Genomic DNA, 17,841 nt, shown 5'->3' on the forward strand with positions numbered 1-17,841 from the left:
GTCGGCACCTGAGCGCTACCTCTCCTCCTGGGTGAGTCGGTCAAGCAGATCGCCCGGACGACCGACTTCGGTGTTCACGCCGAGCGCCGCCAAGAAGCCGCGCTCCACGAGCCGGCGAGAAGAACACGGAAACGGGTCGCCGCAGGTGCAGCGGTCGGCAACGGCGAGTTGGTGGCTGCGGTGCAACCGGTAGCTCAACCGCCAAACGGTCGGCGACACGCACTCGGCCGGCGGGTCCTCCGGTGGCTCCTCCGGATCGAAGCTGAGTCGCATCAGTCCACCACCAGTCCGAACCGCCTACGCCAGGCCCAGGTGAGCAGCGGTGCCGAACGTGGTCGAGCTCGCCGATGTGGCGCGAACCAGCGCCGCAGCGCGTAGCGGCGCTGCGGCGGCAGCACTGGTTCGAGAACCGGGAGGCCCAGCTCGACCAGACGGTTCGCCGCCGCGTTAGCCGGTGAGCACGGTGCGACAGCCAGACAGACCCGGCAGAGTTGGCTCTCCGGATCGGGGACGTGCGCGGCGAGCATCTCGTGCGCGGCCAGCGTTTCCGCTCGCGCCCTGCTCTGATGGACAGCCATGCCGTTGGCACCCTTCCGTTGGGGCGCGCACAGGTCGCATCGGAGTTGGCAGCCGCGACCGGTCGCGACGGCGTAGGACCAAATGCACGCCCGGCCTGGTCCGGCATCGAGAACACCGGACGGTCGGAAGCCGGGGAGGCACGCCTCGGCCCAAGACCGGCGGACTGCCGGCACAGGGGTACGGCATGGTAGACAGTCACTGAGTCGGTCTTCGGGACGCGATCTATCGCGATGTCTCCCACGGCTCGTTCCGGGTCGGGGTGGGCCGGCCGCCAAACCAGAGCCCACCTCGACCCGCTCTTCATCTCACTCGTCGTATCGCTATTACTACTGAGCATGCATCAGCTCTTGCATCGACGCAAGCTTGCATTTCAATGTTTCGTCGTTCATCCTGAATGCAGTCAAGGGCGGGAGTAGTGATGGCTACCGAGCAAGCGGTGACACTCCGAGCACAGTGGATCGGCCATCAGCTACGAGGCATGCGGGAGCAGGCCCGGCTGACCCTCAAGGAGGTCGGCGACTACCTGCATCGAAATCCGTCCACGGTAAGTCGCATGGAGTCAGGGCTCATCCCGCCCCGCGTTCCGGAGGTCCTGGCATACCTCGACCTCTGCGGCATCGACGATCCGCGACGGCGCGACGATCTCAAGACAATGGCTCAGGATGCCTGGCAGAAGGGCTGGTGGGATGGATTCACGCCGAACGTCGCCGGCACGCTGATCGACTGGGTCTGGCTGGAAAGCCGGGCCACCCGAATCTACTCGTTTCAGGTCAGTGTCCTCCCCGGCCTGATCCAGACAAGGGAGTACGCCGAGGCCGTCATCCGCGCCGAGGACGACGGAGCCAGCGAAGACGAGATCAACCGGTACGTCGAGCTACGGATGAGCCGACAGCGCCAGCTGGAGCAAGATCAGCCGGTCGCCTTCTCAACGATCATCGAGGAGGGCGTGCTGCGCCGGACCATCGGCGATCCCGGCGTCATGCGCGGTCAACTCGCCCACCTGCGAAACGTTTCTACCTGGCCAAACGTGGAGATCATGGTGTTACCAGCAACAGCTGGCGCGCATGCCAGTCCGGACGGCGCCTTCGACGCGTTCCGAATGCAGCGGCCCTACCCACCAACTGGCTGCATCTCCACCGCTGTCGGCATCGTCGTGGTCGAGGGGAACAAGGCCGATTCACTCTTCCAGCGGTACGATCGTCTTCGCGCCATGGCACTGCGAAACGGTGCCGTGCAGCGACTTCTCTTCGATCTCGAGGCGCGTCTGGAGTGAGTTGGCAATGGTGGCGACGGACACGACCAGACCGGTGAACCGAGCACCGGTTGATTGGCGAGTCAGCACCCGCAGCGGCAACGGTGGCGGCAACTGCGTGGAGGCGGGGCCGGTGCTCGATGGGAGCAGGCGGGTCGCCGTACGCGACAGCAAGGACCGCTCCGGCCCGGTCCTCGGCTTCTCCGCCACCAGCTGGACCGACTTCCTCACCGGCCTACGGTCCGGCACCCTGACCGGCTAGCCCGCCGCCGACCAGCTTCGCCGAAGGGCCACACCGGCCTCCAACTCCAACAGCTTCACCTTCCGGTCGAGCCCGCCACCGAAGCCGACCAGCTTCCCGCCGGAGCCGACGATCCGGTGGCAGGGCACGATCACCGGCACCGGGTTCCGGTTGCATGCCACGCCGACCGCCCGCGCCGCCGAGGCGTCGCCGAGCCGCCGGGCCACCTCGCCGTAGGTGAGCGTCTCCCCGTAGGGAATGGCGGTCATCTCCCGCCACACCGCCCGCTCGAACTCCGAACCCCGGGGGATCCGCACCGGCACGGTGAAGGCGGTCAGCTCGCCGGCGAAGTAGGCCCGCAGCTCGGCCACGGCGCGGGCCGAGAGCTCGTCGGCTGGTTCGTCGGCGGCCTCGGTGACCCGTGCGAAGTGCGTTCCGCACACGGTCTCACCGTCGGTGGCCAGGGAGAACTCGCCGATCGGCGAGTCGAGCACGGTCCAGCGCATCCGCCTATTCTCTCTCCTTCGCCGGAGCGTGCCTCTGGGCAGGGAACCCGCGGGCGGTGGCGCGCGTTGGGTAGTACGCTAGAGAACGAACGTTCCCGACGCCAGTCGAGCAGCGTGACCGTCGCCACGCTTGACCCAGGACAAGAGGAAGCCATGCCCCCCACCACCCGAAACCGGACCACACCCCAGACCGAGGAGATCCGCGAACGCGTCCTGATCACCGCCGACCGGCTCTACTACAGCCGCGGCATAAACGCCGTGGGCATGGACGCCCTACGCGACGAGTCCGGCGTCTCCCTCAAACGCCTCTACCAGCTGTTCCCCTCCAAGGAGAACCTCGTCGAAGCCGTCCTGCACCGTCGCCGTAAGGTCTGGAACAGCCTCGTCGAAACCGCCGTCGCCACCGGTAGGGACACACCCCGCGACCAGCTACTCGCCGTCTACGACATGCTGGCCCACTGGTTCGACGAGGACGACTTCCGCGGCTGCGTCTTCATCAACACCTTCGGCGAGCTCGGCGGCACCGCACCCCACATCGCCGCGCTCATCCGCGAGCACAAGGCGAGTTTCCAGGCACGCCTGGCCGAACTGGTCACAAAGACCGGCGCCCCCGCCGCACTCGCCCACCAACTCGCCATCCTCGCCGAAGGAGCCCAGACCACCGCCGCCATCGCCGGCACCAATGACGCCGCCCACCACGCCCGCGCCGCCGCCACCACCCTCATCGACACCGCCCTGGCCACGAACCGGCCAGAAGCCGACCCACCAGCCACCACAACGGAGTAAACCTCCCCGGGCACCGCCCGGCACCCGCACACCACGACTACCGGGCTCAGAGGAGGTTCACCCCGAGCAGCAGGGTGCCGGCGGTGAGGCTGGCGCCGCCGGCGACGGTGAGCCAGATGAGTTTGTTGGGCTTGGTGTCCCGGGGCCGGACCACCGAGAGGAAGAAGCCGAGCGGCATCAGGATCGGGGCGGCGACGAAGAGCAGCCGGATCAACGTACGGGTGCCGCTGCCCGCGTCGGCCTGTTCGATGTAGGGGAGGGCCACGAGGGCGAAGAGGACCAGCACCCCGGCATGCGCGTGCCCGGCGGTCCAGAGGCCCCGGCGGACCGGGTTGTCCAGGTAACCGGCGGTGCGCCCGGCGAGGTGCCGGAGCAGGGCCAGTCCGCCGAACGCGATCGTCGCGACGGTGATCAGCAGGATTCCGGCGATGTTGAGGGTAGACGGGGACATCGGGCACCTCCAATTAGTCAATGTAAAGATGCACCTCCGCCCGAATCTTGTCAACATCTAGATTCGCCCGGCAGGCAAGCTCTCAGCGGTCGCCGGCGTCAGAGATGTGGGAGGTGACCGGTGTCCGAACGCATCGACGGGGAGTTCACCGCGTTCGTCAACGAACGCGGTGGTGTTCTACTGCGGGCCGCCTACGCCCTCGCCGGCAGTCAGCACGGCGCCGAGGACCTGCTCCAGACCGCGCTGGCCAAGGCGTACGCCCGCTGGCCCCGGATCCGGGGAGAGCCCGAGCCGTACGTACGCCAGATCCTCTACCGGGACCAGGTGTCCGGCTGGCGGCGCCGTTCCCGCCGACCGGAGTTCCCGGTCGCCGTGCCGCCCGACCGGATCGGCGGACCCGACCGCGGGCACGAGGTTGACCTGCGGCTGCTGCTGCGCGAGGCGCTGCTGGCGCTGCCACCACGGCAACGCGCGGTACTGACCCTGCGCTACCTGGAAGACCTGAGTGTCGAGCAGACCGCCGAGCTGCTCGGCTGCCGGGCCGGCACGGTCGCCAGTCAGACCTCCCGGGCGCTGGCCCGGCTGCGGCAACTGGTTCCCGCACTCGACGGGCACCGCACCGAGGAGCGGAGATGAACGGACCAACCGAACAGGACCTACGGACCGCCCTGCGAGAGCTTGCCGACGAGGCCCGCCCGACCACCAGCCTCGCCGACGCCGCGCGAAGCCGGGGCCGACGGCTGCGGCACCGACGGCGACTGGCGGTGACCGGTGGCGCGCTGGCGACACTGGTCGCCCTGGCCGCTCCCTTCGTCTGGCTCCGGCCAACCGCCCCCGGGCCCGGCCCGGCCGCCTGGGTTCCGCCGTCGAGCTCGGCGGCACCGAACCCATCCCGGATACCGGCACCCACCGGAGACTGGACCCAGCAGCCCCTGCCGCTGCCCGGCGGGTGGCTACTGGTCGGTGCCACGCCAACCGGCATGTCCTACACGCCGGACGGCGAGCGCATCATCCAGCAGGGGTACGCGTTGGACCGCACCCAGGACCAGTACGTCAGCACCGACCAGTACGACGAGATCTGGGCCTCGCCCAGCGGTGCGGTAGCCGGGGTGGTGGACTACGACCAGCCGGGCGAGTTCGGGTTGCTCGACCTGGACAGCGGTGCGGTCAACTGGGTGCGTACCGGTCAGCACACCTCGATGCCGCAGTGGTCACCCGACGGCAGCCGAATCGCCCTGACCATCTTTGACAAGGCGAGCGGAGGCAGCGCCCTCGGCGTGCTGAGTGCCGTCGGGGAATGGCAGACGTTCCCGGTGGACACCGAGAGGTACTTCTGCACCGACTCCTGCTACTTCACCTGGACCCGGGACGGCCGGGAGGTGGTGTGGCAACAGACCGACCCCACCGCACCCCGCTCCGAGGCGGCACCGCACATCCGGCGGGGGGTGCAGCTCTTCTCCCCCGACGACGGTCGTCCCACCAGGTTCCTCCCGATCAAGGGGGACCCCACCGGACCGTGGTCCTGGTCGCCGGACGGCCAGCGGGTGGTGGTCAAGGGCCCGCAAGGGCCGGAGATCGTCGAGGTGGCCACCGGACGCGTGCTCGGGCCGACGGCGAGCGCGGAGGCGGCGTGGGGCCCCGACAACCAGTTGCTGTACCAGGACAGGGGGACCGGGGAGATGGTGCTGACCGACCTGGACGGTCGGGAACTCGTCCGGCAGACCCTTCCGGGCGAGGTCGGACAGCGCCCGATTGTTCTGGTGGCGCCCCGTTGACCAGCGGGCTACTCGACGATTCCCTGCTCGCGGGACCAGCGCAGCAGCTCGGCCTCGGCCTCGTCCCGCCCCAGCGGGCCCCGCTCCAGCCGTACCTCCTTAAGGTGTTTCCAGGCCTGCCCGACGACCGGGCCCGGCGGTACGCCGAGCAGCTCCATGATGGCGTTGCCGTCCAGGTCGGGGCGGACCCGGGCCAGGTCCTCCTCGGCCGCGAGCCGGGCGATCCGCTCCTCCAGCGCGTCGTAGTCGGCGGCGAGCCCGGCGGCCTTGCGCCGGTTGCGGGTGGTGCAGTCGGAGCGGGTCAGCTTGTGTAGCCGCGCCAGTAGGTCACCGGCGTCAGTCACGTACCGGCGCACCGCCGAGTCGGTCCACTCGCCCCGGCCGTACCCGTAGAACCGCAGGTGCAGCGCGACCAGCGCGGTGACCTTGGTGGTGGTCTCCCGGGGGAAGCGCAGCGCCTTCATCCGGGCCTTGGTCAGCCGGGCGCCGACCACCTCGTGGTGGTGGAAGCTGACCCGACCGTCCGACCCGACCGCCTTCGTCGCCGGCTTGCCGACATCGTGCATGAGCGCGGCCATCCGGAGGATGAAGTCGCAGCCGTCCTCCTCGTACGAGACGGCGTTGCGCACCACGGTCAGCGTGTGCTCGTACACGTCCTTGTGCTGGGCGTGCTCGTCGATCTCCAGCTTGAGCCCGGTCAGCTCGGGCAGGAACCGCTCGGCCAGCCCGGTGTCGACCAGCAGCCGCAGGCCGGCGACCGGGTCGGCGCCGCAGAGCAGCTTGGTGAACTCGTCCCGGATCCGCTCCGCCGTGATCCGATCCAGGTCGGCGGCCATCCGTACCATCGCCGCCCGGACGTCCGGGTGTACGGCGAACCGCAGCTGGGCGGCGAACCGGGCCGCCCGCAGCATCCGCAGCGGGTCGTCGCGGAACGACTCCTCCGGCGCCGCCGGGGTACGGACCACCTTGGCCGCGAGATCCGCCAACCCGCCGTGCGGGTCGGTGAAGTGATGCTCGGGCAGGCTGACCGCCATCGCGTTGACGGTGAAGTCCCGCCGCTTCAGGTCCTCGGCGAGGCTCGTGCCGTACTGCACCGCCGGGTTGCGGCTGACCTGGTCGTACACCTCCGCGCGGAAGGTCGTGATCTCCAGCCGCAGACCGTCGCGCTGCACGCCGATGGTGCCGAACTCCCGCCCGGTCTCCCAGATCGCCTCGGCCCAACCACGCACGATCCGCAGCGTCTCGTCCGGCTGCGCGTCGGTGCAGAAGTCCAGGTCGTCGCCGAGGCGGCCGAGCAGCGCGTCGCGGACCGATCCGCCGACCAGGTGCAGTTCGTGACCGGCGCTCGCGAAGCGGCGGCCCAACTCGTCGGCGACCGGTGAGACCCGGAGCAGTTCGGCTACGGCGGTGCGCTGCGCGGCGGTGAGTTCGCGGCGGTCGGCGGCGTGCGGTGCGGAATCGGACATGGGAGGGCCAGCCTATCGGTCCGACCGGGCCCGGCATCCGCCGGGCGCGGATGACGCCGGGCCGACGACTAGTCTGTGTCGAGGCCCTCGCCCGCGGACCCATGGTCGGTGCCGGGCACCGACCGGACCCTGGAGGCGACAACGATGAGCGGCCGGCTCTACCGCAGCGCGAACGCGCTGGGCGGCGGTGGCCGACCGACGGGTGACGACGCGATCTTCATCTCGGCCGAGCCGCTGAACCAGCCGGCCGCCGAGGCAGTCGCACCCCCGGATGAGGCGGTGGCCGAGGGGAGTGCCGCGGCGAACAGCCTGGTGATGGCCGCGGGCAGCCTGGTCAGTCGGGGTACGGGTTTCATCCGGAACCTGATGATCGGCGCGGCCCTGGGCAACCTGGTCGGTAACGCGTACACCACGGCGATCTTCCTTCCGAACCAGGTGTACGAGTTCCTGCTCGGCGGAGTGCTCACCAGCGTGCTGGTGCCGGTGCTGGTCCGGCGACGCAAGGCCGACCCGGACCGGGGCGAGGCGTACGCCCAGCGGCTGCTCACCCTGGCGGTGGTGGCGCTCGCCGCCGCCGCCCTGATCGCGGTGGTCCTGGCTCCGGTGCTGACCGGCATCTACGCCGGCGGCAAGGACGAGGACTACCGGGGCCTGGTCACCAACCTGTCGTACCTGATGCTGCCGATGTTGTTCTTCACCGGCATCAGCGCGCTGATCGCCGCCGTGCTGAACACGCGCGGGCACTTCGCCGCCCCGATGTGGGCGCCGATCCTGAACAACCTGGTGGCCATCGGCATCTTCGGCCTCTACATCTGGGTCTACGGCGCACAGCCGCTCCAGCCGGGCCAGGTCGGAACGGACCGGATCCTGCTGGTCGGCGGCGGCACCCTGCTCGGGGTGGCGGTGCAGGCCGCGGGTCTGCTGCCGGCGTTACGCAAGGTCGGCTTCCGGTGGAAGCTGCGCTTCGACTTCCGCGCCTTGGGGCTGCGGGAGTTGGCCCGGCTCGGCGCCTGGATGTTCTGCTACGTCGCGGTCAACCAGCTCGGGCTCTTCGTGGTGGTCAACCTGCTCACCCGGGTCGCCGGCGAGGACGACGCCGGCCTGCTGATCTACAACAACGTCTTCCTGCTGCTGATGATGGCGCACGGCGTCATCGCGGTCTCGATCATCACTGCGCTGATGCCCCGGATGAGCGCCGCCGCGGCGGACGGCCGTTTCACCGACCTCACCGCCGACCTGTCCCGGGGCACCCGGATGGTCACGGCCGTACTCGCCCCGGTGGCGGTCTGCTACGCCGTGCTGGCCGCGCCGATCTCCGTGGTGGTGTTCCGGTACGGCGCGTTCACCGGGGAGAACGCCACCGCCACCGCCACCGTGCTGCTGGTCGCCGCGATCGGCCTGGTGCCCTTCGCGGTCAGCCAGCTCCTCACGTTCGCGTTCTACGCACTGCCGGACACCCGTACGCCCGCGCTGGCCAACATCCCGGTGGTGGCGCTGCGGGTGCTGCTCCAGGTCGGGCTCTACGTCGTCCTTCCCGCCACCTTCGCGGCGGCCGGCATGATGCTCGGCAACGCGATCTCGTACCTGGCGGCGGTGGTGCTGTCCGCGCTGCTGCTGCGGCCCCGGGTCGGCCGGATCGGGCTGGGCGGGATCATGCGTACGGTGGGCAAGGTGCTGGTCGCCGCGCTCGGAGCGGCGCTGGTCGGTCTCCTGGTGGTCCGCCTGCTGCCGGGCCGGCCGGAGGAGCTCGGCTGGTTCGCGGCGGCTGTCCAGCTGCTGATCGGTGGGGCGGCGATCGGTCTCAGCTACCTCGGGCTCGCGATGCTGCTCCGGATCGGGGAGGTCACCGAGGTGGTCACGATGGTCCGCCGCCGGCTCGGTCACTGAGCGTCCCGTTCTGACCGGTTATCGGGGGGCGTGGACGATCGGATCTGCCCGTCCGGCGGGAGTGCACTCTGCGTGAACGAGGATCACCAATCTGGGGATACGGCTGTGGATAACTTCCGCTATGCCGCGCCATCGCCGCGTCAGCCTGTGGATAACCCGCCGGGCGGGGAGGCATGTCCGGTGCTGGCCCGGGAATCTGGCCCGGGTGCCCCGCCACCTGACCCCAGCCCCTGCGGCAACTACTAGCGGTCAACCTCTAGATTGGCTAGTACATGCGCGAGTAACACCGCCAACAACCGCCAAAACCGGACAAGCCACCCGATCCCGGCAGCCGCTGTTGGTGCGACGGGAAGATGACATGCTGGGGAAGGCGGGGAACCCAGGTAAGGTCGCTCTCGACGGGTGCGGCTGTTGTCGGCGCAGGCGCCGACAACAGCTGGCCGGTTCGTGGAAGGCAGAGCGGAAGCCACAATGCCCAGCAACACGGGTCCATCGATCGACACGATCACCGAGGGAGGACGGGTGACCCAGGTCGGCGGGGGTCAGGATGCGGACGAGAACGCTCCGCCGGTCATGACCTTCGGTGCTCCGATCGCCGGTGATGTGCTCGCCGAGCGGTACGAGCTCGTCGAGCACATCAACAACGACAGCGCTGGCCGGCTGCTCTGGCGTGGGGTCGATGTCGTGTTGCGCCGTCCCGTCGCCGTGGTGCTGCGCTACCCGGGCGGCGACTCCGCCACCGAAATGCTCCAAGCCGCCGTCGCCGCCAGCCGGGTCATCCACCCCAACCTGGTCGGTGTCTACGACGCGATCGACGAGGGCGAGCGGGCATATGTGGTCCGCGAGTGGGTCGACGGACAGTCGCTGCGGGAACTCGTGGCCGCGGGGGCGCTGGACCCAGCGCGGGCGACCGCCGTCGGCAACGCCGTCGCAAGCGCCCTGGCCGCCGTGCACGCCACCGGAATGGTGCACGGCAACGTCCACCCCGGCACGATCATGATCAGTGATGACGGCCGGGTGGTGTTGGCGGACGCGCGTACCGACGGGGCCGACAGCCAGGCCAGCGACCTTCGGGCGGTCGGCGGCGTCCTCTACTTCGCATTGACCGGCCACTGGCCCCACGCCGAGGTCCCGCTACACGGCGCCACCGCCGGACACGGACGGGCGGCGACCCCGGACGCGGTCCGGGGTCCGGGGGGTGCGCTCGCCGCGCCGCGCCAGGTCCGGGCCGGGGTTCCGGCATACCTGGACGACCTCACCATGGATCTGCTGGACGGCTCGCTCCCGCCCCCACCGTCGGATGTCCTCGCCGCGGAGTTGGCCCGGCTGGACGTCCCGGTCGATGAACACCTGCTGGAAGACAGCGGCCCGCTGCGGTTCACCGCCGAGACCGGGGACGAGCCGTCACCGCTGGCCGCGGCGGGTGGGCGCAAGTTCACCGTCGGGATCGCCAGCCTCCTCGCCGTCGCGCTCGTCGGCCTCCTGATCGGCATCATCGCGCTCAGCCGAGGCGAGGACGGCGACCGGAACCCGGCGACAGCTGCCAGCCCTTCTCCCACCACGACGGCTGGTGAGGATCCACCCGACTCCGCAGCGGCCGAACCGCCGAAAATCAGCGCTGCGAAGGTCATTGACCCGGACAGTGGGGACCGCGCCGAGGTCCGCGACGCCGAGAAGGTGTTCGACGGCAGCCTGGATGAGGGCTGGGAGACCCAGACCTACCGGGGGCACCCGGATTTCGGCAAGATCAAGCGCGGTATGGGCATCTGGCTCGACCTCGGTGAACCCCGCAACGTCAAGTCTCTGCAGGTCCAACTCTCGGCCCGAGGCGCGTCGGCCCGGTTGTACACGGGCACCAACGAGCACCCCTCGTCAAGCGCGGGCGACAACGCGCTCTTCGAGGAGTACGAGCAGAGTCCGATCGGGCCGGCCAAGGAAGACGCCGGCACGACGATGACCTTCGACGCGTTCGATGCGGACACGGAATACCAGTACCTGCTCGTCTGGCTAACCGAGCTGCCGCCGAGTGACGGCGGCTACAAGGTCGGCATTCAGGAGATCAAGGTCTCGTGATCCGCTCACCGCGTCCCCGGCACTGTCTCCGCCGGACGTGGTGATGGCGCCGAACGGGTCAACCGAGCGGCCGGTGGGAGACGACAGCCCCCCGGCAACCGCTCCCTCCGCCGATCTCGAGCTGCTGCGCGCGCATGTCGCTGGCGATCGGGACGCCTTCGCCGAGCTGCTGCGCCGGCACCGGGACCGGCTCTGGGCGGTGGCGCTGCGCACCCTCGGTGACCGGGAGGAGGCGGCTGACGCGCTGCAGGACGCGCTGCTCTCTGCCCATCGGGCCGCCGGGCGGTTCCGGGGTGACTCGGCGGTGACCACCTGGCTGCACCGGATCGTGGTCAACGCCTGCCTGGACCGGATCCGACGCCGCCAGGCTCATCCGACGGTGCCACTGCCCGATGGCGTACGCGACGTGGCCGGTGCCACCGAACCGGCCGCTCCCGCGCCCGACCACGACACTGCTCTGGTGGTCCGGGAGGCGCTGGCCGCGCTACCGGTCGAGCAGCGTGCCGCGCTGATCCTGGTTGATGTACAGGGCTACCCGGTAGCCGAGGTTGCCCGCATCCTTGAGGTAGCTGAGGGGACGGTGAAGAGCCGGTGCGCCCGGGGCCGGGCCCGGCTGGCAGCGGCGCTCGGCTATCTCCGGGCGGCACCGGAGGAGCCACTCCTGGAGGGAGGCATGCCAGCCGTCACAGGACGGAACCAGCAGCCGCGCGGTGGCGTCCGATCGGTGTCGGGGCGACCCCGGCGCGAAGCCAACCAGGAGGAGCTGTGACGACCGGGGGGTTCCGGGAGGTCGACCACGAGCTACTCGCCGACTACGTCGGTGGGGCACTCACGGGTACTACCGACGAGATGACCGTCGCCCGCCTGGTCGAGCGAGACGAGGCCTGGGCGGACGCCTACGCCCGGCTCGCGCCGGCGGTCGCGGAGGTCCACGCCGCCCTGCTCGCCTACCGGACGGCGGAGGAGATGCCCGCGACCGTGGCGGATCAGATTCGCGCCGCGCTGGCGGCGACCGACGCTGAGCCGACAGCCGAGGACATGACGGCCGAGGGCGTGCCGGCCGGCAGGGCAGCGCGCCCTTCGGTAGTGCCGGCTCAGCCCCACGCTGGGTCACGGCGCCCCGGCGGCGTTCCGCAACCGGCCACCGCCGGCCCCGGCCGACGGCGCCGGCGGTGGCAGCGAGTCGGTGCTCCCGTCGCGCTCGCCGCGGTAGCGGTGGCCGCTGTCGGGCTGCTCGGCCTGGACCAACTCGGCCGGGGGACGGACGCTCCGGAATCGAGCACCGGCACTCCCGAGCAGACCGTCGCCGGGATGGTACGCACCACCGCGCCGCCGATCCGGACCGGTACGGACTACCAGCGGGAGGACTTGGCGGCTCCGGTCTCGTCGCCGCAGCAGTACTCCGGCGAGGGCACCGCCGGGTCGGAGCCGTCCGGCGTGGGCACCGCCGAGTCCGAGCCCTCCGGCGTGGGGATCCAGGGCGACCGGACGGCGGGGTTGATCGGGCTCGATCGGCTGATGGATCCGGGCGCGCTCGAAACCTGCCTGGCCGAGATCGGCGTCGAGCACGACACCGGCGGATTGGCGGTCGAGGTGGTGGACTATGCCCGCTTCGAGGGCCAACCGGCGCTGGTCGTCCGGTTCGCCGATGCGACTGGTGCCCGCTGGGCCTGGGTCAGCGGGCCCGAGTGCGGTGTGCCCGGGTCGGGCGCAGACACCCGGTACCGTACGCGGGTAGGGTAGAACCCCACGACCCGTCGTGGGGGTGTGCTGCCGTGACGTGAGCTGACCCACCGGATGACCAGCTCGGGAATTCCCGGTTCGTACGATGGCGTTCTCTACATCAGCTGCCGACGCCTGATTCAGGGGTGTCGGCACCGACTCGCCGTCGGTGCGCGCCGTCGGCGAACACACAGACGAATCGGGAGACGGCAGTGGACGACGTCCGCAACCTGATCATCATCGGCTCCGGGCCAGCCGGATACACGGCGGCGGTCTACGCCGCGCGCGCGAACCTCGCGCCACTGGTCATCGAGGGGGCGCAGTCCGGCGGCGCGTTGATGACGACGACCGAGGTGGAGAACTTCCCGGGGTTCGCCGACGGCATTCTCGGTCCCGAGCTGATGGACAACATGCGCAAGCAGGCCGAGCGCTTCGGTGCCGAGTTCCTGACCGACGATGTCACCCGGGTTGAGCTCAACAACACCGGCGAGGTCGGCTCAGACGCGGTCAGCACCGTCTGGGTGGGGGAGACCAGCTATCGGGCGAAGGCTGTCGTCCTCGCCACCGGCTCGGCCTGGCGCCCGCTGGGTGTGCCGGGTGAGCAGGAGTACCTCGGCCACGGCGTGTCGTCCTGCGCCACCTGCGACGGCTTCTTCTTCCGGAACCAGCACATCATCGTGGTGGGCGGTGGTGACTCGGCGATGGAGGAGGCCACCTTCCTGACCCGCTTCGCCGAGTCGGTCACGATCGTCCACCGCCGGGACACGTTCCGGGCCAGCAAGATCATGGCCGACCGTGCACTGAGCAACGACAAGATCAAGGTCGAGTGGAACGCTGCGGTGGAGGAGATCCTCGGCGCCGACGGCAAGGTTTCCGGCGTCCGACTCCGCAACGTGCACACCGGTGATTCCCGGGTGCTTGACGTGACCGGCGTGTTCGTGGCGATCGGCCACGACCCCCGCAGCGAGCTCTTCCGCGGCCAGGTGGACCTGGACGACGAGGGGTATGTGAAGGTGGACGCGCCCAGCACCAAGACCAGCATCCCGGGGGTGTTCGCCGCCGGTGATCTGGTGGACCACACCTACCGGCAGGCCATCACCGCCGCCGGTACGGGCTGCGCCGCCGCCCTGGACGCCGAGCGCTTCATCGCCACGATCCAGGGCTGAAATTCCGAAACACATCCCCCGAGGAGGGAACGTAGTGGGAGCAACCAAGTCGGTCACTGACGCCAGCTTCACCACCGAGGTACTGCAGTCCGACAAGCCGGTTCTGGTGGACTTCTGGGCGGAGTGGTGCGGGCCGTGCCGGAAGGTGTCGCCACTGCTCGAAGAGATCGCCGGTGAGATGGGCGATCAGGTCAGCATCGTCAAGCTCAACATCGACGACAACCCGGAGACCGCCCGTAACTACCGGGTCATGTCGGTGCCGACGCTCACCGTGTTCAAAGACGGCAAGCCAGTGCAGTCGATCGCCGGAGCCAAGCCCAAGGGGGAGCTGGTCAAGCTCATCCAGTCCGCGCTCTGACCAGCACCCGACGCAGACCTGCCCCCGCATCCGCTCCACCGGGTGCGGGGGCAGGTCTTTTTCCGGCCGCCACACCTCAGGCCCGGCGAGCGCCTAACCTCAATCCCAGAGACAACACCGCAGGTCGTCTGTGGGGCCACCGGAACAGGGCCGCCGGCGGCCTCGCCGGGGCATCCGGCCAGCCAGCGTCCGTGCAAAAGGGGGTCGAGCGTGCGTCCGATCCGACCCGGCGACCGTGGACCGGCGGTCACCGAGATCCGTAAGGTGCTGGCCGACCTCGACCTGCTCGTCCCGGCAGCACCAGACAGCGACGAGTTCGACGCCCGCACCGAACGTGCGGTCCGCGCCTTCCAACAGTCCCGTGGGCTGAGCGTGGACGGCCGAGTCGGCACCGAGACGTGGCAGGCCCTGGACGCGGCCCGCTGGCGACTGGGTGCCCGTAGCCTCTACCACTCCGTACCGGAGCCCCTCATCGGTGAGGACATCCGGTCGCTCCAGGAACGACTCCTCGAGATGGGCTACGACGTCGGCCGGGCGGATGCCATCTACGGGGTCCGAACAGCCCGGGCGCTCGCCCAGTTCCAACGCGAGGTGGGGCTGGTACCGGACGGCACCTGCGGCCCTCACACCGTGAACTCGCTCCGACGCCTCGGCCGTAAGGTGGTCGGCGGGCGCCCACAGTGGCTCCGTGAATCTGACGCCATTCGACAGTCCGGGCCAACCCTGGTCGGGCGGATGGTGGTCATCGACCCGGGGCACGGCGGCAGCGATCCGGGCTTGACCGTGCCCGAGGGGCAGCTGCACTGGACCGAGGCCGACCTGGTGCACGACCTCGCCAGTCGCCTCGAGGGGCGGCTCGCCGCGGCCGGGGTACGAGTGCAGCTGACCCGGGGTCCGGCACAGCGGGACCACCTGCCCGACGCTGACCGGGCCGCCCTCGCCAACTCGCTCAGCGCGGACGTGTTCATCTCCCTGCACCTCGACGGTCACGTCAACCCCGCCGCCGACGGCGTGGCCACCTACCACTACGGCACCGACAACGGTGTCACCTCCACCACCGGCGAGCGCCTCGCCGGCCTCGTACAGCGGGAGATCGTGGCGCGAACCGGGCTGCGCGACTGTCGGTCCCACGCCAAGGCATGGGACCTGCTACGGCTGACCCGAATGCCGGCCGTCCGGGTCGAGGTGGGCTACCTGACCTCGCCAGCGGACCGATCCCGGCTGATCGACCCGCGGTTCCGGGACCGCGTGGTGGAGGCGATCGTCGCCGCCATCCAGCGGATGTACTACCCGATCGAACAAGATGTACCCACCGGGTCGATCGACGTGAGCAAGCTGCGGGCGATGGTGGCAGCTGAGAGCGTGGCCGCCGGGACAGTGGTCGACTGACCGAGGCAGTACCCGCGGCGGTCAGCCGATGCTGGACCGGTCGCGTGGTCAGCCGATGCTGGACCAGGTCGCGTGGTCAGCTGGCGCTGGACCGGGTCGCCGGAGTGGGCCGGACCGGCCGGAGCAGGCTCTCCGGGCTCATCGAGCCGAGCAGCTTCTCCAACGCGTACTCGACGTCTGACTTCCAGCTCAGTGCGGTGCGCAACTCCAGGCGCAGGCGGGGGAAGCGCGGATGCGGGCGGACCGTCTTGAAACCCACGGAAAGGAAGTACTCGGCCGGGGCCACACAGGCCCGCGCCGAGTCGTCGGCGTCGCCGAACTTCGCGTCACCGAACGCCTCGATCGCCTTGATTCCGCGCTTCGTCAGGTCCCGGGCGACCCCCTGCACGAGCATCCGGCCAAGCCCGCCGCCGGCGAAGGCCGGCACCACCTTCGCCGTCATCAACAGCGCCGCGTCGGGGGAGACCGGTGCGGTCGGAAAGGCCATTGATCGCGGCACGTATGCCGGCGGGGCATACAGCGCGAACCCCGCGGGCATGTCGTCCACGTAGATCAGCTTGCCGCAGGCACCCCACTCCAGCAGGGTCTGCGAGACCCAAGCTTCCTTCTCCAGACCGGGATCCCCAGCCCCGCGGGCTCGGTCGGCGGAGACCGGATCCAGCTCCCAGTAGACACACTGCCGGCACGAACGGGGCAGATCCTCCAGGGTGTCCAAGGTCAGACTGACCAGACGTCGCGACATTGGCGCATCCCCACAGTAGGCTCGGAGGTAAGACCGCCCTTCGGTGTCCCCCGACCACCGATCGTACGCCGGATCCGGACACCACGGGCAGTGTTACCCGAAACGACCACCGGGCAGGTGACAGCGGAACATGACCGGCACGACGCTAGACGACTACACCGACCGCTACGCCCGACGAGTCCGAGGCATGACCGCCTCGGAGATCCGGGCGCTATTCGCGGTGGCCAACCGGCCGGAGGTGGTCTCGCTCGCCGGAGGTGCGCCGTACATCGCTGCTCTCCCCCTGGACGCGGTCGGCGAGATGCTGGGCCGGCTCGGTGCTGACCACGGCACCACCACCCTCCAGTACGGCATCGGCCAGGGCACCCCGGAGCTACGGGAGCGAATCTGCGAGGTGATGTCGCTCTCCGGCATCGACGCCGCCTGCGGCGCCTCTCCCGACGACGTCGTCGTCACCGTCGGTGGCCAGCAGGCACTGGACCTGGTCGCCCGCCTCTTCCTCGACCCCGGCGATGTCGTACTCGCCGAAGGCCCGACCTACGTCGGGGCGCTCGGGGTCTTCCAAGCCGCCCAGGCGCAGGTCGTGCACGTACCGATGGACAACGACGGGCTGATCCCGGAGGCGCTGGAGACCGCCATCGCCGATCAGGCACGCGCCGGGCGCCGGATCAAGTTCCTCTACACCATCCCCACGTACCAGAATCCGACCGGCGTGACGCTGACCGAGCAGCGTCGGGAACGGATCCTCGACATCTGCGAACGCGCCGGCCTGCTGGTGATCGAGGACGACCCGTACGGGCAGCTTGGCTTCGAGGGCGACGCGCCGGCCCCACTGCGCGCTCGTCGCCGCGAAGGCGTCTTCTACCTCAGCACGTTCTCGAAGACCTTCGCGCCAGGGTTGCGGGTCGGCTGGATCCTCGCCCCGCACGCGGTGCGAGACAAGCTCGTCATCGCCAGTGAGGCACAGATCCTCTGCCCCAGCGGCTTCGCTCAGGCGGCCGTGGCCACCTACCTCGGCACCATGCCGTGGCGGGAGCAGCTCAAGGTCTACCGGGAGGTCTACCGGGAACGGCGGGACGCGCTCCTCGCCGCCATGGCGGACCTGATGCCGGCCGGCACGGCGTGGACCCGGCCCGGAGGCGGCCTCTTCGTCTGGGCCACCCTGCCGGACGGGCTGGACTCGAAGGCGATGATGCCCCGCGCCATCGCCGCCCGGGTGGCGTACGTGCCCGGCACCGGCTTCTACGCCGACGGCACCGGCAACGACGCGATGCGCCTCAACTTCTCCTTCCCACCGCCCGAGCGGATCCGGGAGGGGGTGCGGCGACTCTCCGGGGTGATGGAGCAGGACATCGCCATGCGCCGGGTCTTCGGCGCCGTCGGCCCGCCCGGCTCTCGTCGAGGGCGGGCCGGTTCCGACACCCCCGGACCACACTTGGCATGATTCG

19 protein-coding genes are annotated in these 17,841 nt (G+C 70.0%); 13 read left to right on the forward strand and 6 right to left on the reverse strand.

The genetic code is table 11. The annotated features are described in order from the left end of the window. Positions 1–15: 15 nt before the first annotated feature. Complete coding sequence (locus H0524_RS07300; RefSeq protein WP_180197955.1) at positions 16–273, reverse strand: hypothetical protein; 258 nt, start codon at positions 271–273, stop codon at positions 16–18. Further along, complete coding sequence (locus H0524_RS07305) at positions 273–578, reverse strand: hypothetical protein (protein WP_180197956.1); 306 nt, start codon at positions 576–578, stop codon at positions 273–275. Before H0524_RS07305 ends, H0524_RS07300 begins: the two co-directional genes overlap by 1 nt. A gap of 419 nt (positions 579–997) precedes the next feature. On the opposite strand from H0524_RS07305, the gene H0524_RS07310 reads away from it, so the two are divergent. Beyond that, a complete protein-coding gene (locus H0524_RS07310) occupies positions 998–1,852 on the forward strand; it encodes a helix-turn-helix transcriptional regulator (protein WP_180197957.1) in 855 nt (284 codons plus the stop codon). 7 nt (positions 1,853–1,859) lie between these two features. Next, on the forward strand, positions 1,860–2,093 hold the full coding sequence (locus H0524_RS07315; RefSeq protein WP_180197958.1) for a DUF397 domain-containing protein: 234 nt from the start codon (positions 1,860–1,862) through the stop codon (positions 2,091–2,093). On the opposite strand, the gene H0524_RS07320 is transcribed toward H0524_RS07315, so the two are convergent. Then, a complete protein-coding gene (locus H0524_RS07320; protein WP_180197959.1) occupies positions 2,090–2,578 on the reverse strand; it encodes a methylated-DNA--[protein]-cysteine S-methyltransferase in 489 nt (162 codons plus the stop codon). The two genes, H0524_RS07315 and H0524_RS07320, sit on opposite strands and share 4 nt — an antisense overlap. Before the next feature lie 153 nt (positions 2,579–2,731). On the opposite strand from H0524_RS07320, the gene H0524_RS07325 reads away from it, so the two are divergent. Further along, entirely contained in the window at positions 2,732–3,364 is a 633-nt protein-coding gene (locus tag H0524_RS07325) for a TetR/AcrR family transcriptional regulator (RefSeq protein ID WP_180197960.1), read from the forward strand. A 46-nt stretch (positions 3,365–3,410) separates the two neighbouring features. On the opposite strand, the gene H0524_RS07330 is transcribed toward H0524_RS07325, so the two are convergent. Next, positions 3,411–3,815 (reverse strand): hypothetical protein, encoded by a 405-nt coding sequence (locus tag H0524_RS07330; RefSeq protein WP_180197961.1) that lies wholly within the window; start codon positions 3,813–3,815, stop codon positions 3,411–3,413. A gap of 120 nt (positions 3,816–3,935) precedes the next feature. On the opposite strand from H0524_RS07330, the gene H0524_RS07335 reads away from it, so the two are divergent. Together H0524_RS07335 and H0524_RS07340 are read left to right on the forward strand one after the other, a co-directional pair. Next, on the forward strand, positions 3,936–4,451 hold the full coding sequence (locus H0524_RS07335) for a SigE family RNA polymerase sigma factor (protein WP_180197962.1): 516 nt from the start codon (positions 3,936–3,938) through the stop codon (positions 4,449–4,451). Next, positions 4,448–5,590 carry a hypothetical protein gene (locus H0524_RS07340; RefSeq protein WP_180197963.1) on the forward strand — a complete coding sequence of 381 codons (1,143 nt, stop codon included), beginning with the start codon at positions 4,448–4,450 and terminating at the stop codon, positions 5,588–5,590. Before H0524_RS07335 ends, H0524_RS07340 begins: the two co-directional genes overlap by 4 nt. Positions 5,591–5,598: 8 nt before the next feature. Here H0524_RS07340 and H0524_RS07345 read toward each other — a convergent pair whose 3' ends face one another. Beyond that, entirely contained in the window at positions 5,599–7,056 is a 1,458-nt protein-coding gene (locus H0524_RS07345) for a CCA tRNA nucleotidyltransferase (RefSeq protein ID WP_180197964.1), read from the reverse strand. A gap of 144 nt (positions 7,057–7,200) precedes the next feature. Between H0524_RS07345 and murJ the strand changes: the two genes are divergently transcribed. The 7 genes from murJ to H0524_RS07380 all read left to right on the forward strand — a co-directional run bounded on the left by murJ (position 7,201) and on the right by H0524_RS07380 (position 15,651). Beyond that, positions 7,201–8,943 (forward strand): murein biosynthesis integral membrane protein MurJ, encoded by a 1,743-nt coding sequence (gene murJ / locus H0524_RS07350; RefSeq protein WP_180198068.1) that lies wholly within the window; start codon positions 7,201–7,203, stop codon positions 8,941–8,943. Between the two features lie 471 nt (positions 8,944–9,414). After that, positions 9,415–11,016 carry a protein kinase family protein gene (locus H0524_RS07355; RefSeq protein ID WP_180197965.1) on the forward strand — a complete coding sequence of 534 codons (1,602 nt, stop codon included), beginning with the start codon at positions 9,415–9,417 and terminating at the stop codon, positions 11,014–11,016. Positions 11,017–11,059: 43 nt separating this feature from the next. Next, the gene (sigM, locus tag H0524_RS07360) at positions 11,060–11,785 is read left to right on the forward strand and encodes an RNA polymerase sigma factor SigM (protein ID WP_180197966.1); all 726 of its coding nucleotides are present in this window, start codon (positions 11,060–11,062) and stop codon (positions 11,783–11,785) included. Continuing rightward, positions 11,782–12,759 carry a hypothetical protein gene (locus H0524_RS07365; protein ID WP_180197967.1) on the forward strand — a complete coding sequence of 326 codons (978 nt, stop codon included), beginning with the start codon at positions 11,782–11,784 and terminating at the stop codon, positions 12,757–12,759. The genes sigM and H0524_RS07365 overlap by 4 nt, the downstream gene beginning before the upstream one ends. 191 nt (positions 12,760–12,950) lie before the next feature. Then, the gene (gene trxB / locus H0524_RS07370) at positions 12,951–13,904 is read left to right on the forward strand and encodes a thioredoxin-disulfide reductase (protein ID WP_018727646.1); all 954 of its coding nucleotides are present in this window, start codon (positions 12,951–12,953) and stop codon (positions 13,902–13,904) included. A 34-nt stretch (positions 13,905–13,938) separates the two neighbouring features. Continuing rightward, the gene (gene trxA / locus H0524_RS07375; RefSeq protein ID WP_018221895.1) at positions 13,939–14,262 is read left to right on the forward strand and encodes a thioredoxin; all 324 of its coding nucleotides are present in this window, start codon (positions 13,939–13,941) and stop codon (positions 14,260–14,262) included. 210 nt (positions 14,263–14,472) lie between these two features. Further along, positions 14,473–15,651 (forward strand): N-acetylmuramoyl-L-alanine amidase, encoded by a 1,179-nt coding sequence (locus tag H0524_RS07380; protein WP_180197968.1) that lies wholly within the window; start codon positions 14,473–14,475, stop codon positions 15,649–15,651. 76 nt (positions 15,652–15,727) lie between these two features. On the opposite strand, the gene H0524_RS07385 is transcribed toward H0524_RS07380, so the two are convergent. After that, the gene (locus tag H0524_RS07385) at positions 15,728–16,393 is read right to left on the reverse strand and encodes a GNAT family N-acetyltransferase (RefSeq protein WP_180197969.1); all 666 of its coding nucleotides are present in this window, start codon (positions 16,391–16,393) and stop codon (positions 15,728–15,730) included. A gap of 130 nt (positions 16,394–16,523) precedes the next feature. Here H0524_RS07385 and H0524_RS07390 point away from each other — a divergent pair, with 130 nt between their 5' ends. Then, the gene (locus H0524_RS07390) at positions 16,524–17,837 is read left to right on the forward strand and encodes a PLP-dependent aminotransferase family protein (RefSeq protein ID WP_180197970.1); all 1,314 of its coding nucleotides are present in this window, start codon (positions 16,524–16,526) and stop codon (positions 17,835–17,837) included. Positions 17,838–17,841 lie beyond the last annotated feature (4 nt).

Source organism: Salinispora sp. H7-4 (assembly GCF_013416675.1).
GTDB lineage: Bacteria > Actinomycetota > Actinomycetes > Mycobacteriales > Micromonosporaceae > Micromonospora > Micromonospora vitiensis.